This window comes from Lacrimispora sp., assembly GCF_047605665.1.
GTDB lineage: Bacteria > Bacillota > Clostridia > Lachnospirales > Lachnospiraceae > Lacrimispora.
The window spans coordinates 26961-43110 of the sequence record NZ_JASGFH010000022.1; the positions used below are offsets into that span (position 1 = coordinate 26961).

The 16150-nt window shown below is 48.2% G+C and carries 18 protein-coding genes; 4 read left to right on the top strand and 14 right to left on the bottom strand.

Going from position 1 to position 16150, the window contains the following annotated elements; genetic code table 11:
* Positions 1–33 precede the first annotated feature (33 nt).
* From QM657_RS16410 to QM657_RS16430, 5 genes are all read right to left on the bottom strand, one after another.
* On the bottom strand, positions 34–1428 hold the full coding sequence (locus QM657_RS16410; RefSeq protein ID WP_415067780.1) for an aminopeptidase: 1395 nt from the start codon (positions 1426–1428) through the stop codon (positions 34–36).
* Positions 1429–1473: 45 nt separating this feature from the next.
* Positions 1474–1932, bottom strand: a complete 459-nt coding sequence (gene dtd / locus QM657_RS16415) for a D-aminoacyl-tRNA deacylase (protein ID WP_415067781.1) — start codon at positions 1930–1932, stop codon at positions 1474–1476.
* 15 nt (positions 1933–1947) lie between these two features.
* Positions 1948–3747: a glycerophosphodiester phosphodiesterase family protein gene (locus tag QM657_RS16420; RefSeq protein ID WP_415067782.1), complete on the bottom strand. Its 1800-nt coding sequence runs from the start codon at positions 3745–3747 to the stop codon at positions 1948–1950.
* A 69-nt stretch (positions 3748–3816) separates the two neighbouring features.
* Positions 3817–4500 (bottom strand): GTP pyrophosphokinase, encoded by a 684-nt coding sequence (locus QM657_RS16425; RefSeq protein WP_415067783.1) that lies wholly within the window; start codon positions 4498–4500, stop codon positions 3817–3819.
* A gap of 225 nt (positions 4501–4725) precedes the next feature.
* The gene (locus QM657_RS16430; protein WP_415067784.1) at positions 4726–5658 is read right to left on the bottom strand and encodes a S1 RNA-binding domain-containing protein; all 933 of its coding nucleotides are present in this window, start codon (positions 5656–5658) and stop codon (positions 4726–4728) included.
* Positions 5659–5873: 215 nt separating this feature from the next.
* On the opposite strand from QM657_RS16430, the gene QM657_RS16435 reads away from it, so the two are divergent.
* The 4 genes from QM657_RS16435 to rbr all read left to right on the top strand — a co-directional run bounded on the left by QM657_RS16435 (position 5874) and on the right by rbr (position 8402).
* Complete coding sequence (locus QM657_RS16435; RefSeq protein WP_415067785.1) at positions 5874–6599, top strand: phosphatase; 726 nt, start codon at positions 5874–5876, stop codon at positions 6597–6599.
* Positions 6600–6718: 119 nt separating this feature from the next.
* Positions 6719–7108: a Fur family transcriptional regulator gene (locus QM657_RS16440; RefSeq protein ID WP_415067786.1), complete on the top strand. Its 390-nt coding sequence runs from the start codon at positions 6719–6721 to the stop codon at positions 7106–7108.
* A 115-nt stretch (positions 7109–7223) separates the two neighbouring features.
* Complete coding sequence (locus QM657_RS16445; RefSeq protein ID WP_415067787.1) at positions 7224–7766, top strand: NADH peroxidase; 543 nt, start codon at positions 7224–7226, stop codon at positions 7764–7766.
* 96 nt (positions 7767–7862) lie between these two features.
* Positions 7863–8402 carry a rubrerythrin gene (gene rbr, locus QM657_RS16450; protein ID WP_415067788.1) on the top strand — a complete coding sequence of 180 codons (540 nt, stop codon included), beginning with the start codon at positions 7863–7865 and terminating at the stop codon, positions 8400–8402.
* Positions 8403–8448: 46 nt separating this feature from the next.
* Here the strand turns inward: rbr and QM657_RS16455 are convergent, their stop codons facing one another.
* From QM657_RS16455 to QM657_RS16495, 9 genes are all read right to left on the bottom strand, one after another.
* The gene (locus QM657_RS16455; RefSeq protein WP_415067789.1) at positions 8449–9348 is read right to left on the bottom strand and encodes a fumarylacetoacetate hydrolase family protein; all 900 of its coding nucleotides are present in this window, start codon (positions 9346–9348) and stop codon (positions 8449–8451) included.
* Positions 9349–9360: 12 nt separating this feature from the next.
* A complete protein-coding gene (locus QM657_RS16460) occupies positions 9361–9639 on the bottom strand; it encodes a glycerol-3-phosphate responsive antiterminator (RefSeq protein ID WP_415067790.1) in 279 nt (92 codons plus the stop codon).
* Positions 9640–9886: 247 nt separating this feature from the next.
* Complete coding sequence (locus QM657_RS16465; protein WP_415067791.1) at positions 9887–10249, bottom strand: DUF1667 domain-containing protein; 363 nt, start codon at positions 10247–10249, stop codon at positions 9887–9889.
* Positions 10250–11515: an NAD(P)/FAD-dependent oxidoreductase gene (locus tag QM657_RS16470; RefSeq protein ID WP_415067792.1), complete on the bottom strand. Its 1266-nt coding sequence runs from the start codon at positions 11513–11515 to the stop codon at positions 10250–10252.
* Positions 11502–12965, bottom strand: a complete 1464-nt coding sequence (locus QM657_RS16475) for an NAD(P)/FAD-dependent oxidoreductase (protein ID WP_415067793.1) — start codon at positions 12963–12965, stop codon at positions 11502–11504. Before QM657_RS16475 ends, QM657_RS16470 begins: the two co-directional genes overlap by 14 nt.
* A gap of 236 nt (positions 12966–13201) precedes the next feature.
* The gene (locus QM657_RS16480) at positions 13202–14020 is read right to left on the bottom strand and encodes an MgtC/SapB family protein (RefSeq protein ID WP_415067794.1); all 819 of its coding nucleotides are present in this window, start codon (positions 14018–14020) and stop codon (positions 13202–13204) included.
* Positions 14021–14083: 63 nt separating this feature from the next.
* Positions 14084–14605 carry an NUDIX hydrolase gene (locus tag QM657_RS16485; RefSeq protein ID WP_415067795.1) on the bottom strand — a complete coding sequence of 174 codons (522 nt, stop codon included), beginning with the start codon at positions 14603–14605 and terminating at the stop codon, positions 14084–14086.
* 5 nt (positions 14606–14610) lie between these two features.
* Positions 14611–15306: an MBL fold metallo-hydrolase gene (locus QM657_RS16490; protein ID WP_415067796.1), complete on the bottom strand. Its 696-nt coding sequence runs from the start codon at positions 15304–15306 to the stop codon at positions 14611–14613.
* A 16-nt stretch (positions 15307–15322) separates the two neighbouring features.
* The gene (locus QM657_RS16495; RefSeq protein WP_415067797.1) at positions 15323–16141 is read right to left on the bottom strand and encodes a carbohydrate ABC transporter permease; all 819 of its coding nucleotides are present in this window, start codon (positions 16139–16141) and stop codon (positions 15323–15325) included.
* Between the last annotated feature and the right edge of the window lie 9 nt (positions 16142–16150).

Sequence of the window (16150 nt, forward strand, 5' to 3'; positions counted from 1 at the left end):
AAGGAAAGCGTAACTTCCTTCACTTAAATTTTATTACTTGTAAAATGCCTGAAATGCTCTGTATGTATTATACACATCCAGCTTAGAGGAAAGCTCAAAAGGAGAATGCATGGAAAGAATGGGAACTCCCAAATCCACCACGTCCACATCCATATGGGCCACATACTTGGCAATGGTTCCGCCGCCGCCCTGGTCCACGGCTCCAAGCTCTCCTGCCTGCCAGTAAACGCCTTCCTGCTCCAAAATAGCGATTGCCTTTGCCATCACCTCTGCACTGGCATCGTTGGTGCCCACCTTTCCCCGCACCCCTGTGTACTTGGTCAAAACACAGCCCTTATTTAAGAAGCAGGTATTTCTCTCGTCACACACCTGGGGGAAGTTAGGGTCATAGGCCACATTCACGTCAGAAGAAAGGCAGATGGAATTGCGCAGAACGGTTCTGGCATGAACCCCTGCCATCTGGGCCAGGTCCTCAATGTAGTGACGGACAAAGTCAGAGTTAAGCCCCGTATTTCCGTCAGAACCGGTTTCTTCCTTATCTGCCAGAATGGTCACCGTGGTATACCTCGGCTCCCTGGCTTCGATTTCCGCCATCAGGGCCGTGTAGGCACAGACCCTGTCATCCTGGCCGTAGGCTCCGATCATGCTGTTGTCCAGTCCCACGTCGCGGGCCTTTCCCGCCGGAACCATCTCGATTTCCGCCCGGAAAAAGTCGGCTTCCACAATGCCGTAGCGCTCATGCAGAAGCTTAAGGGCCAAGAGCTTGACTCCCTCCTTAATCTCCGCCTGGTCAAGATACGGAATGGAGCCCACAAGCACGTTAAGCTCCTCTCCCTTTAAGCCGTCCTTTAACTTTCTCTCATTCTGCTCTGCCGCTAAATGGGGAAGAAGGTCTGTCACGCAGAATACGGGATCACCCTCCTTCTCTCCGATATTCACTTCAACGGTTTCCCCGTTTTTCTTGATGATCACGCCGTGCATGGCAAGAGGGGTAGCACCCCACTGGTATTTACGGATTCCGCCGTAATAATGGGTCTTAAAGAAAGCCAGTTCGCTTTTTTCATAAAGGGGATTTGGCTTTAAATCCAGCCTTGGGGAATCGATGTGGGCGCCGTTGATGCGCACGCCCTTATCCAGGCTCTCTCTTCCAAAGGTGGTTGCCATAATCGCCTTATTCCTGTTCACCTGATAGACCTTATCTCCGGTCTTATAGGCCTTTCCCTCTTCAAAGGGCACGTAGCCCTGCATTTCCAGCATTGCCAAAGCCTCTCTGACGCATTCACGCTCTGTCTTGCCGTTGTCTAAAAATCTCTTATAACCCTGGCAGAACTCCTCTGCCTCTGCTCTCTGCTCCGGCGCTGCCTTTGCAATATGGGGAAATGTAAATGTCAGCTCCTCCTGGAGCTTCTGTCCTATTGTTTTTTCCATTTAAGTAAACCTCCGATGATGTCAGCGGGCATTTCGCCCTGCCGCTTAATTTGATGCACATATCTCCTGGCTGTCAAGGACCAGGGTAAAGGGGCCGTCGTTGACGAGCTCCACCTTCATATCGGCTCCGAAGCTGCCGTGTTCCACCTTGTTTCCCCGATTCTTTAACTGCTCCACCATATATTCGTAAAGCTCCTCCGCAAGAGCGGGGCTGCCTGCCTTAATAAAGCTGGGCCGGTTGCCCTTTTTGCAGTCCGCATACAGGGTGAACTGGCTGACCACCAAAAGCTCTCCTCCCACATCGGCCAGAGAGAGGTTGGTCTTCCCGTTTTCATCCTGGAAAATCCTCAGCTTGCATATCTTATCCGCCATCTTTTCCGTGATTTCCCTTGTATCCGTATCACACACTCCAAGGAGAAGCAAAAATCCCTTCCCAATAGAACCAATCTTTGTGCCCTCCACCGTAACGCCGGCGCCGGACACCCGCTGCAGTACAACCTTCATATCATTTTCTCCTGTCTATCTAAGTACCAGTCTCAAATACTCCAAAAGCGTTTCCGTGGCCTCTTCCCGGTATACGATCTCTCTCGCCAGAACCGGATAATCGGTTATGATATTATCCACTCCCAGCATCTTCATCCGTTCCAGCTCACTTTTGGTGTTCACCGTCCAGGCATGGACGGCCTTTCCCTTTTCATGGGCCGCCTCCACCATCCGCTCTGTCACAAAGCTGGAACGAAGGCTGATAAAGTCAATAGTATCACTGGAATAGTAATTTCCATAGGCCGCTGAAACAATATATCCCGTCCGGATATCCGGGTCCAGTTCCCGGATGCGGTCCAGATAGGAAAACCGGCTGGAGGTGACCACGCACTGCTCCTTCATCTGGTATTTCCCGATCAGCTCCGCCACCTTATCCGGAAGCAGGCTTTCACTGCCCAGGTTCTTAAGCTCAATATTAATATTAATCCGGCCCTTGCAGTATTCCATAATTTCCTCTAAAGAGGGAATCGGCTCTCCTTTGAATTCACTGGAAAACCAGCTTCCCGCCTCCAGCCCCTTCAATTCCTCAAAGGTATAGGAGCTTATGGGGCGGTTTACACCGGAAACCCGTTTTAAGGTGGTATCGTGTCCTAAAACCACCACCCCATCCTTTGTCTCCTGAACATCGATTTCCACAAAATCAGCCAGCTCCTCCACGGCCTTTGCCATAGCCGCCAGCGTATTTTCCGGTGCGGACTTGGAGCTGCCTCTATGGGCGGTGATCTGGATTTCCTCTAAAATATCCCCTGTGATCACAGAGCCGTTGCGCACCGCATAAAAAAGGGAGACCAGGCTGATTGCCGCAGAAGCCGCCATGACCGCAACCGCCATACGCCGGTTCGCATACTTTTTATGAGCCTGATAAAAGCCCTTTTCCTTTCTCTTATATCCGTTTCCATACTGCAGATACTGAAGGCTGAGGGCGCCGAAATTTCCGATGGTCATGAGCATGCTGGTAAAGAATATGAGCACCAGCTCGATCCTGTCACAGGCCGCCGGGAGAATGGCCAGAGCCAGCCTGTTGTCCGGAAGCAGGGTCATGGCCGCTGCCGTGATCAGCACGCAGAACCAGTAAACCAGCCGCAGGCCTATGATGGCTGCCCCGTAATAAATAAGCATTAAACAGACAACCTTAAACAGCCGGCGCCTTACAAAACACCAGCTTTTCAAATATCCGTCCCAGAAGCTTTTCTGCTCGATCATACAGGCGTGAAACGCGTAAAGCCCCGGCACCACCGTCACCAGAAGGAGGATGAGAAAAATGACCAGAGCCGCCCTCCACCAGGGCTGGCGGAGCATTTCCATGAGGACGAAATTAAGAGGCTTTACATGGGTCAAAAGCCGGTACATCAGATATAGATTGGAAAATGCATAATTAGCCAGGATTAAAAGTCCCAGCCGCCAGTTCCCCTTTTGCACCTCATCAGCCAGCTTGGAAAAGCCCCCTGCCAGAATCTCCCAGGGCTTCATCCTCCAGGAATAAAAAGCCCCCTGATAAAGGGTTAGAAAGCAGCCCGTTTCCAGGGTCAGGATGAGGATGCCCGCAGCAGCCATTGCAAACAGTAAAATCAAGGTCCATGGCTTTACCAGAAAAGCGCCGATATTTGCCCCGGTTAAATAGCTGTAGCCTGCCATGCGCAGGGCAAACAAAACGCCTTTGTTTAAGATCGTCAGGTACAGGATGGTGGTGACCAGCCGGAACAAAAATCCAAACACAAACGCATTTTTCTGGTTGAACTTAAAAATCCTCCATGTATCCTTGATTAACGTGCTCATTTCTTTATGACCTTCTTCTCTGCCAAGTCAAAAGCAGCCCCGGCGAATGGAATCGTCAAGGCTGCGCTTTTATGTCAGATCTTCCTCTTCCGTCTTTTCCCCTTCCAGGGCCTTTCTCTGCTGGGCTTCACTCAGCTCCAGTATGGCCTGGTTCAGGGAAAACATCTTGGCATCCAGCACATTTACCACATCCGCACAGGCTTTTAGCTCCTGCTGTAAATAGGCCGGAGAATTGCCTTCGAACTTATAGTAAATCTTATGCTCCAGACTGGCCCAAAAGTCCATGGCAATGGTCCTGATCTGAACCTCCACCTTGGTATCCACCGGCCCGTCTGCCAGATAGATCGGTATGGTAAGGACCAAATGGTAGCTCTTGTAGCCGTTTGGCTTGGGATACTTGATGTAATCCTTTACAAAAAGGACCGTAACATCACTCTGCCTCGTTATCATCTCCGCAATCTGGTAAATATCTGACGTAAAGGAACAAATAATCCGGATTCCGGCGATGTCGTTTAACTGTTCCACCATGTTGTTGATGGTCACTTCGTAACCGTACCGTTTCAGCTTCTTTACAATGCTGTCCGGCGTTTTAAGTCTTGACTTGATGTGCTCAATTGGATTGTAATTATAGATATGAACAAACTCATTGTTGAGTATCTCGATCTTTGTGTTGATTTCCTTTAATGCCGAATCATACAAAAACATTACAGATTTCCACTGGTCCACCTGATCAAATGATTTGGGAATATTCATTCTTCATACCCCTCCCCTCTTTCACCTGCGCTTTAATTTCCGCAAGCAATGGGCCACACGCGGGAATGCCTGCATTCCTGCATCTGGCGAATGCTGCGGGAGTCAAATACCCCACGGGGTATTTGACCCCATAAGACAGGGGCAGCCCCAAATTTTAGCAGCCCCCCAGTCCTTTTCATAGTATACCATAGAAACCTGGCAATTTATATTGTTTTCCTTGAGTTTCTAAAATTTTAATCCTTTTAATAAAGAGGAAAGACCTGTGAAGGCAGAACCCTCCTCCTGGTAGTCAAATACCTCTTCTGCGGCTTCCTCATCCTCTAAAACGGCCTTCATGCTCAGGCTGATTTTGTTGTCTGCTGTGGAGATGATTTTCACCTTCACTGTCTGTCCTTCTTTTAAAACGACACCTGGATGTTTGATCCTCTGGGTGCTGATCTGGGAGATGTGAAGAAGACCGGAAAGACCGTTTTCCAGGTTTATGAATGCGCCGTAGTCCTTTATGCTGTCTACAGTTCCTTCCATAACGGTTCCTACCTGGCATTTGGCGATCTTTTTGCTCTTTTCTTCATTCATCTTTAAAAGGGCCGGCTCCTTGCCTGAGAGCACCAGCTTGTTATTTTCCTCATCTGCCGTAATGACGGTGACTTCGATGGTCTTACCATTATATTCCTCCAAGTCCTCCACATATTCCGCAGAAAGTCTGGAAGCCGGAATAAATCCCCTGACGCCTTCCAAGAATGCAACTGCTCCGCTTTTTACGATCTCTGCGATCTTGACGGTTGTCACAGTCCTGTCCTCCAGCATGGCCTTTAACTTGTCCCATGCCTGACGGTCGTTGGCCATCTTTCTGGAAAGGAGGATGTTTCCCTCTCCGTCATCGGTCCTTATGACCTCTGCCGTGATCTCATCTCCGGGGTGAATCTCCAGGTTTAAAATAAAATCAGGATCATTGCTCATATTCTCTTTATAGATGATTCCTTCTGCATAATATTTTAAATCCAGAATCACCTTGTCCTCGCTGACGCTGACAACGGTTCCGGTAAGCTGGTCGCCTTCTCTCACCCTCTTAAAGGACGCCTCCAGCTCCGCCGCATAATCCGCCATGGTTTCTACCGGTTCTTCTGCAAGAAGGGGGGCTTTATTTTCTTCACTCATCTGAATTTCCTCCGTTTCTGTAAACTTCATGTTTTACATGAATTCTAATTATATTTTTATCATATTTGGGGGGATATTTCTATAGTTTTCGGATAAAAAAGATTCTTATTCCCTGAGAATGGTTTTCTCTCTTAAAATGTGTTATATTTCAAATATATGGTATAATATCCCTGTAAATTAAAACCCCGGAAACAGATATAGAAAGGACTGGAAATATGAAGGACATCATGGACCTGCACACCCACACCATTGCCAGCGGACATGCCTATAACACCTTATATGAGATGGCTAAATCCGCTTCTGAAAAGGGCCTCAGCTTATTAGGCATTTCAGATCACGGCCCTAAGATGCCGGGGGCAACTCATGACTTTTATTTTATCAATTTCAAGGTCATTCCCCGCAAGCTTTTTGGGATCAACGTGCTCATGGGGGCGGAGCTCAACATTCTGGACCACACCGGACGGGTGGATTTGCGGAGAGGGCTTTTGGAAAAGCTGGACTATTCCATTGCCAGCCTTCACGAGCCCTGCTTTAAAAGCGGAACTGTTACGGAAAATACCAATGCCTATTTAGGGGCCATTAAAAATCCTCTGATTCATATCATCGGCCATCCCGATGACGGGCGGTTTCCGGTGGACTACGACACCCTTGTGGCTGCCGCCGCCAGACACGGCACCCTTTTGGAGGTCAACTCCAGCTCCCTCCACCCCTTAAACCCCAGAAAAAACGCCAGGGAAAATTACCGGACCATGCTGGAATTATGCAAGCGGTACAAAACCTCCATCATCATTGACAGCGATGCCCATATCGAAGCGGATATCGGAAACCACCGACAGGCCTTAGAGCTGATCAAAGAGGTGGATTTTCCTGAGGAGCTGATCGTCAATTCCTCCCTGGAACGGCTTCTGCCCTATATCCCAAAGCTGAAGGCATATTTATAAGCAGCTTTTAACCAAAAGCTTTACCAGCCATCTGTACATTGACAAATGACCGAAAATCTTTTATTATTAAATAGTAACAATTACTACTATGATTATTATTCAATAGAAAAGGAGCGGCCATGAAAACATTAAAGTACAGCCGTCAGCGGGAGTCCATTAAAACCTGCCTTATGGCAAGACACGACCACCCCACTGCCGATGCGCTATACACCTCCATCCGCGAAGAATATCCCAACATCAGCCTGGGAACCGTGTACCGGAACTTGAACCTTCTGGTGGAGCTGGGAGAAATCCGGAAGCTGACATGCGGAGACGGCGCGGACCACTTTGATGCAGATACATCACCCCACTACCATTTCATATGCAAGGAGTGCGGTCAGGTCAATGATCTGCTGTTGGACCCCATGGATCATATCAACCGGCTGGCCCAGGAGAACACAAACGGTCTGGTAGACGGCCATACCATCTATTTTTACGGCACCTGCAAAGATTGTTTGGGAAATAATTGAGAAAAATTCTTGACATAAGAAAAAACTTGTGATAAATTAATATCAGTAATCATTACTATTATTGATTGCACAAGAGAAAGACACAAATTTTCAAATAAAAAGGAGACTTAAGATCATGAAGAAATGGGTTTGTACAGTATGCGGCTATGTTCACGAAGGAGAGACAGCTCCGGATTTTTGTCCGGTATGTAAGGCTGGTTCTGAAAAATTCAAATTGCAGGATGGAGATATGTCATGGGCATGCGAGCATGAGATCGGCGTAGCTCAGGGTTCTCCTGAAGATATCATGATGGATTTAAGAGCTAACTTTGAAGGCGAATGTTCAGAGGTAGGCATGTACCTTGCCATGTCCAGAGCTGCCCACAGAGAAGGCTATCCTGAAATCGGCTTATATTATGAGAAGGCTGCTTTTGAAGAGGCTGAACATGCTTCCAAGTTCGCTGAGCTGTTAGGAGAATGCGTGACTTCCAGCACAAAAAAGAACCTGGAATTGAGAGTTGCTGCTGAAAACGGCGCCACAGCAGGTAAATTTGACCTTGCAAAACGCGCAAAAGCCTTGAATTTAGATGCAATTCATGATACAGTACATGAGATGGCAAAAGATGAAGCCCGTCACGGAAAAGCGTTTAAGGGCTTACTGGAGAGATACTTCGGTTAATCATTTTGCAGGGGCAGCGGCATTTTCGTTGTCCCTCATTCCTAACCACAGGTAACTGATCATTAATAATACATAATATTCAGGAGGGTTTATAAGATGTCTAACAAGTATGCGGGAACAAAAACAGAACAGAACTTAAAGGATGCTTTTGCAGGCGAGTCCATGGCAAGAAATAAGTACACTTATTATGCTTCCGTGGCTAAAAAGGCTGGCTATGAGCAGATGGCTGCCTTGTATTTAGAGACTGCAGATCAGGAAAAAGAGCATGCAAAGATGTGGTTTAAAGAACTCCACGACATCAGCAGCGTGGAAGACAACTTAACTGCTGCCGCTGAAGGCGAAAACTACGAGTGGACTGACATGTACAAGAGAATGGCTGATGAAGCAAGAGAAGAAGGCTTCGCTGCTCTGGCTGTTAAATTTGAGTTCGTAGCAAAAGTGGAAGCTGCTCATGAAAAACGTTATTTAAAGCTTCTTGAAAGCGTAAAGAATGACACAACCTTTAAGGGAGACGCTCCTCTTGGCTGGAAGTGCCGCAACTGCGGTTACATTCACGAAGGCGAAAAAGCTCCTGAGCTCTGTCCTGCATGTGCTCATCCAAAGGCTTATTTTGAAAGAAAAGCTGAAAATTATTAATTGATGCAAAAAAGGCTGGCCCGGTTTGGGACAGCCTTTCTTTAATTTATACCACTTTATTCTTAATCGTTCCGATTTTCTCTATGGTACATTCCACTTCATCTCCCGGTGACAGGAATTTAGGAGGCGTAAAGCCCATCCCCACTCCCTTAGGCGTTCCTGTGGAAATAATGGCTCCTGCTTTCAGGGTCATGCCCTTTGACAGCTCACTGACAACATGGTCAATGTCAAAGATCATCAGTCCTGTATTGCTCTCCTGGCGAAGCTCGCCGTTGACCTTGGACTGGATGGAAAGCTTTGGCGGATAGGATGTGGAACCGGCTGTCAGGATGCAGGGACCCATGGGGGTGAATCCATCCAGACTCTTTCCAAAGTACCACTGCTTGTGATCATTCTGTAAATTCCGGGCACTGACATCGTTGATCACCGTATAGCCGAAGATATAATCCTTCACCTTGTCTGGAGCCACATCTTTGGTGTCCTTTCCGATGATCACTCCCAGCTCTGCCTCGTAATCTAAGCCTTCCACAATGTCGCTGTGGCTTAAAATCTGTCCGCAGGGCCCTACAGCCTCATTCACCCGCTTGGAAAAGTAAACCGCTTTCTCCCGTTTTCCGTCAAATTCCTCTTTTTTAAAGCGTGCGGATTCTTCCGCATGTTCCATGTAATTAAGCCCCAGACAGATAATGTCCTGCCCCGGTACCTGGATTGGCGCCAGAAGCTCGACTTCTGACATCATGGCAGCTCCGACAATGTTGCTTTTGTGAGGGTCCAGGCCCGCAGCATGCTCCAGTAAATCCATCTCCGACTGGCTCAGTCCTTTGATTAACTCAAGCATCTCCTTGTACTCCATACCGAAAGCCCTGAGCGGAAATACCCACATCTCATCCCTGCTCACAACCCCGATATCTTTTCTCCGGTCAACCTCGTATGTAACTAATTTCATAGCTTCCTCCTTTTACATGAACCATAACTCTTCCTTTGTGGCAGAGATTGCATCTGCGCCCGCAGAAAAGGCTGCCATAATATCCTTTTTATCGGATATCAGTCCGCCTGCAATAATGGGAATACCGGTGTAATCCCGGATCTCTTTTAAGACCTTGGACATGATTCCCGGCATGATTTCAATCACGTCCGGACGAAAGGCATTGATCTGCTTTTTCACGGTATTCATGGCAAGAGAATCGATGATAAACATTCTCTGTACGCCAAACAGCAGCAGTTCCATTACTTTCATCAATATTCCTCCAACCCACAAGACAGGGTTTACAGACGCTAATTTCAGCGCTGTCCATCCCATAACAGGGATATGGTTCTACTTTATCAATCCTTTCCCCCACCGTCAAGGCAAATTTTACGAAGTAGGCCATTTCCGTGCAAAATAAAGCAATTATTTCCCCACTTTTGCAAAAACAGCCCCCGGCTCCCAGAGCTTTGAACGAAAATCCAAAGGGCCGGAAGCCGGGGACTGTCTCAGTCTTTTTCTATGCTTTTTTTATATTTCTGGTGGCAACAATGGAGACTCCGGTTCCGGCGCAGTCAGGGATGATCACATCTCCTATGGAAACGGGAGCAGAAACCGTCACCTTCCTGATTTCCTCCATACAGGCGAATATCTTATCCTTGGGAATGTCCTGGGCGGTCTTTACGGACACCATTTCCATATTGCCTCCGGTTACAGGAACCGAGGAGGTCACCATTCTGGTAGGGCTTAATACCTCTTTTTTTCCGTATTCAACGCCGCGGTTACAGGAGTGTCCCGTCACCTCGATCTGGTTCCCTTCTATGGACACTGTGAGGGAACATCCCAGGGGACAGCGGATACAGGTCATTTCTCTTACTTCCATTTATTCCACCTCCGTACAGATAAGGATTCTTTTTAAGTCCGGATATTCTGAGAAGCTGTCTCTTTTCAAGACCACCTGCTCCATCTCACCGGGCGCCAGCACTCGTTTTTTCTTGTGGGATACCCTTACATCGTCGTAATAGACGCTGATGTAACGGTCTTTATATACGTCTGCAACCCGGAAACGAACCGTCACCTGATCCGCCATATGGGAGGGATCAACGGTCTGGGGAACGGTATAACGGACTCCGTTTTCAGCCTTTAATTCCACGGTATGAGAGTTCTTTTCCCCTGCACCGGCTTTTACATAGGCAGCCGCATTGGTGCCTGCCATAGCGGCTTCTTCAGACACGTAATCCACCAGATCGTGAACGTGAAGTACATTGCCGCAGGCGAATATGCCTTCTGCGCTGGTTTCCAGCCTGTCGCCTACCATTGGCCCTGAGGTGACAGGGTTCATGGTAACTCCTGCATTTCTGGAAAGCTCATTTTCGGGAATCAATCCTACGGAGAGAAGGAGGGTATCGCAGCTATAGTATTCTTCGGTGCCTTTTATGGGCCTGCGGTTTTCATCCACCTGGGCCAGAGTGACTCCGGTCAGACGCTCCTTTCCTTCGATATCCACTACCGTATGGCTCAGTTTTAAGGGAATTCCGTAATCGTCGAGGCACTGGACAATATTTCTCTTTAAGCCGCCGGAATAAGGCATCAGCTCTGCAACCACCTTTACCTTGGCTCCTTCTAAAGTCATACGCCTTGCCATAATAAGGCCGATATCGCCGGAGCCTAAAATCACGACTTCCTTTCCCACCGCAAATCCATCCATGTTCATCAGCTTCTGGGCCGTTCCTGCGGAATAGATTCCTGCAGGGCGGTATCCCGGTATGTTTAAGGCTCCTCTGGGCCTTTCCCTGCATCCCATGGCCAGTACGATTGCCTTGGCCTTTATGGTGGTCAGCCCCTCTTCGCGGCTGATGGCTGTTATCTCTTTATTTTCATTGATATCTAAAACCATGGTGTTTAACCGGTAGGGAATCTCTTCCGCTTCCACCATGTCAATATAACGGGCCGCGTACTCCGGTCCGGTCAGCTCCTCTTTAAAGGTATGGAGTCCAAAGCCGTTATGAATGCACTGGTTTAAAATTCCTCCCAGCATTTCATCACGTTCCAGGATCATTATATCTGTAATTCCCGCCTTTTTTGCGGCCACTGCTGCGGCAAGTCCGGCCGGTCCCCCTCCGATTATTACAATGTCATGCTCTGTCATGGTGTGCTCCTCCCTGTTTATGTCCGGTCAACATGCTGGAACCGGGCCTGTTCTTGCAGATGTCTTCGATATCCCTGTCGGTTTCCCTGGCCAGAATCTCCATGGTTTTGGGACCGCAAAATCCCGCCTGGCACCTTCCCATGCCTGCACGGACACGGCGCTTGATTCCGTCTAAGGAAACAGCTCCCAGAGTGCGGGTGATGGAATCCACGATTTCGCCTTCACTGACTTCCTCACAGCGGCAGATGATGGTGCCGTACTGAGGATTCTTCTTAATGAGCTCTGCCCTCTCCTCCCGCGGCAGCTTACGGGGATCAACGATTCCCTGACGGGTTCCTTTAAAGTTCTCCTTCTTTGAAGCATTGGCCTTTTTGGCAACCAGCTCTGCAAGGTATACGCCTATAGCAGGAGCGCTTGTAAGGCCGGGAGACTCAATTCCTGCGGCATCGAAAAATCCTTCTGCGTCTTCGACTTCACTCACAATGAAGTCATTTCCATCCTCATGAGCTCTGAGGCCGGAAAAAGAGGTGATGATCTGGCGGAAGGGGATGTTATTCACGCCCCAGGCAGCCTTTTCCATGACATCGGCCAATTCCTCAGCATCGGTCCTTGTGGTCTCTTTATCCTTTACATCGGTTGCCGTAGGTCCTGCAAGCAGGTTGCCGTGAACCGTAGGAGTGACTAAAACACCCTTTCCCATCTTGCCCGGAAGCTGGAAAATGGTGCGGGTCACATGGGTTCCCGCCTCCTTGTCAAGAAGTAAGTAATCTCCCTTTCTAGGGGTAATATGAATCTTCTTTTCGCTTACCATATTGTGAAGCACATCCGCATAAACTCCTGCTGCATTGACTACATAGGAAGTGTGGATGATACAGTCTTTTGCCTTTAAATCATAACCGTTTGAGGTCTTTATCACTTCTGTCACTTCGGTTTGAAACAGGAATTCCACTCCGTTGTCGCAGGCGTTTTCCGCCAGGGCAAGGGTGAGGCCAAAAGGACATACGATTCCGCCGGTGGGCGCATAGAGGGCGGCCACCACCTGATCGGACACATTAGGCTCCATGGCCCGGACTTCGTCTCCGGAAAGGATGGATAAGCCTTCCACTCCATTCTTCGCCCCTTTTTCAAGGAGTTTTTTTAAGGCCGGAATTTCATCCTCTGAAAAACAGAGAACCAGAGAACCGTTTTGAACGAATGAAAAGTCCAGCTCCTCGGCCAGCTTTCCCATCATGTGATTTCCTTCCACATTGAATTTCGCCTTCCATGACCCCAGGGTCGCATCATGGCCTGCGTGAACAATGGCGCTGTTGGCTTTTGACGTACCGGAGCAGACATCCTCCTCACGCTCGATGACACAGATCTTTAGGTCATACCGTGACAGCTCTCTTGCAACTGCACATCCGATGACGCCTCCCCCGATAATTGCCGCATCGTAATACAATTCCTTCATGTTCTTCTCCTCCATATAGTTTCTGCTGTTGCGCGGCCAGACCGGTCAAATATACGACCGAATTGCCCGGCTTGTTATGCGCAAAATAAAAAAGAGTAGAGGAAATATGCGAATCTCTCCGCAATATCACCCTTACTCTTTCGTCTCAAAGGCACTTTATTTATTTAAGTTAATGCTAGCACAATTCTCACGGGATTGTCAAGAAATTTCTTTCCCCTTCAGCTCCCATTTTAAGCCTATTCGCTGACTTCCATGACATCTTCCTGTTCCGCCAGCCGGGTCAGAAGCATTCCCTTGTCAAAGCCTGACGGATAAATGACTTCAAACTGCATTCTGATCATGCCGCTCTTGGTTTTTTCCGTCCTTATGGAAATGATTTCCACGTGATTCTCATCCTTTAAGAAGTCCTCCATGCGGTTGATTGCGCTGGGATTCTCCACTACGGTAATATTTAAGCATCCGGAAGAAGCTGCCTGGGAAAAATATGTAATCTTGTGGGTCATCATCTGTATGCCGATGATCAGGACAGAAGTCATAATGCCCACAATATACTGCCCCGCTCCCAGAGCCAGGCCCACCCCTGCGGTGGCCCATACTCCTGCGGCAGTTGTCAGGCCGTTTACCAGATTGTTCCTGACAAAGATAACGCCTGCTCCCAAAAAGCCCACTCCGCTGACTACCTGAGCTGCGATCCGGGTTCCGTCTGTCTGTACCGGCATATCTAAAAATCCATATTTTGAAACCACCATGATGAGGGCTGAACCGAGGGCAACAATGGCGTGAGTCCTCACACCTGCCGGCTTGTTCTGATTTTTTCTCTCATGGCCGATCAGAAAGCCCAAAAATCCGGCTGTCACGATCCGCAGCATGTATTCCAACTGTGCTAAAAGATATGACGCGGTAAATGTTCCAAATAATGCATCTGTTACTTCCAATTTCTTCCCCTCCAGTCGACTTCCCTTGATCTTCTCATAGTTTGTTAAACGCTTATCAAAATATAAAGAAAGAGCCTTAGAAATGAACGCTTCCTCGCACTCATCCCCCGGCTCTGTCATCTCTCAGGCCATCTGTTTTTCATTTGCCTTATCGTACCATGGTATATAGAGTCTGTCAAGATTTCAGGAAACTTTAACCAGCCTGTAATAGAGCAATGCCGCCAGGGTGAGGGCATCTGTAATTTCTCCTGCCAGAACCTTTTCTATGAGCTCATCTTCTTCCATCCAGAAGCATGTGAGAATTTCATCCTGGGAGGTAAGCTCACCCTTTTCATAGTCCGCAAATACGACGTGTATCTTCTGGTCTGTGATTCCGTTGGAAGGGTAAAAGGAGTAGGAAATATCTTTGCAGGAAATCTCAATTCCCGTTTCTTCCAGGACCTCTCTTTTGGCAGCTTCTTCCGGCGATTCCCCAGCCTCAATGCTTCCTGCCGGGAACTCGGTCTGTACTTTTTCAATGGGGTAGCGGTAGGCATCCACCATTAAAAAGCAGTTTTCTTTCTTCACAACCGCGACCACGGATTCATTTTCAAAATGAACCACATTGTATTTTAAAGGATGATTGTGATTGTCTTCCACATCATCTAAAAAAAGTTCAATCCATGGGCTTTTGAAAATGGATTCTCTGGATTTTCTTTGAAACATGGTGATCACCCTCCGCTATAAACCTCCACAACCTGAAATCCCTTCTCCTTAAGCATCTCCTCACAAGGACTGTCCAGATGCATGCAGAATACCCGGTCTCTCTTCTGAACCGGAATGCCTGCCTCCAGCTTCCCATAATAGCAATGGGATGGATTAGGCTCGTCATGGGTGGAGGTATCCTGATACATGCGGTCAATTTCATCTGCGAGGAAGGCTGTCAATATTTCTTCCGGCACCTCAGAGGAATCTCCGCTGTAGTAAACAGTCTCCTCCCCATCCGAAAGCAGATAACCGTAACACCTCATATTGCCCGCATGCTTTACCTCCACAGGCCGTGCCTCAATGCCTGCGCTGTTTTCAGGAAGCAGCTTGGAATAACAGTATCCCTTTTGTTCAATTCCCAACAGGGAAAGCAGCTCTATCACCGTACGTTCCGGATGGACCACATGAACCTGTATGCCCTGGTGAAAGTAAAAGTAAGAAATAAGGGTCCCCAGACTGCCCACATGGTCCGCATGAAGATGGGTAAGGATCACATACACCCGTTCCACCTGTTCCAAATCCACATGTTCATAGAGAAAGTCAAAGGCCAGCTCCCCGCAGTCCAGCAAATACAGCTCCTTTCCTTCCAGAAGATATGCGCCGGTATTGCCGTAAACGGGATAGAAGGCGCTGCCCTTTCCGATAAAGTTCAATTTCATTGGTACAACCTCCCGTCTATTCTTTAATTCCTGCGCTCACAAAGCTGCTCATAAATTGTTTCTGGGCAACGAAGAACGTTGTAAGCAGAGGTATGATGATGATAAATGCAGCCGCGCAGACATTCGCCCACTGCATATTGGCCTCCTTGGACTTGGCAAAAATCGCCAGACCCACGGTCAGAGTCCGGTTCTGCGGTGAATTGGTCACGATCAACGGCCATAAATAGTTGTTCCAGTGGTAGCTGACCGATATGACCGCAAAGGAGAGATAGGCCGGTTTTGCACACGGCATATACACCCGCCAAATGGTCTGCCAGATAGTAGCCCCGTCAATTCTGGCCGCCTCGGCAAGGGCTTTTGGGATGGATTTAAAATGCTGCCTTAAAAGGAAGATTGCCAACGCACTTCCATAGAAGGGAAGCATCATGCCCACCTTGGTGTCCACCAGCTTTAATTCTGACAGGAGCATGAAGTTAGGGGTGATGAGCACGTCATTGGGAATGATGATCTGCATGAAGATCACAGCAAAAACAATGGAGGAGCCCTTAAAGTCCATAACTCCCAATGCATAAGCCGCCAGGGTGGAGGTGAAAAACTGCACGGCAAAGGTACAGCACACCAGGATGAGGGTGTTCAAATAATAAGTGCCGAAAGGAATCGCATTCCAGACGTAGACGATGTTATCCAGAGTAAAAGCGGTATTGGGAAACAAGGTCATGTGAAAGGAAGGAATGGAAAATGCGGTCCCAATCATCCAGATCAGGGGAATCAGCCATAAAAGCCCCAAAAGAACTGCAAATGCCGTAATCATGGAGCTGATCATTTTTTTCGTCATATTCCTATC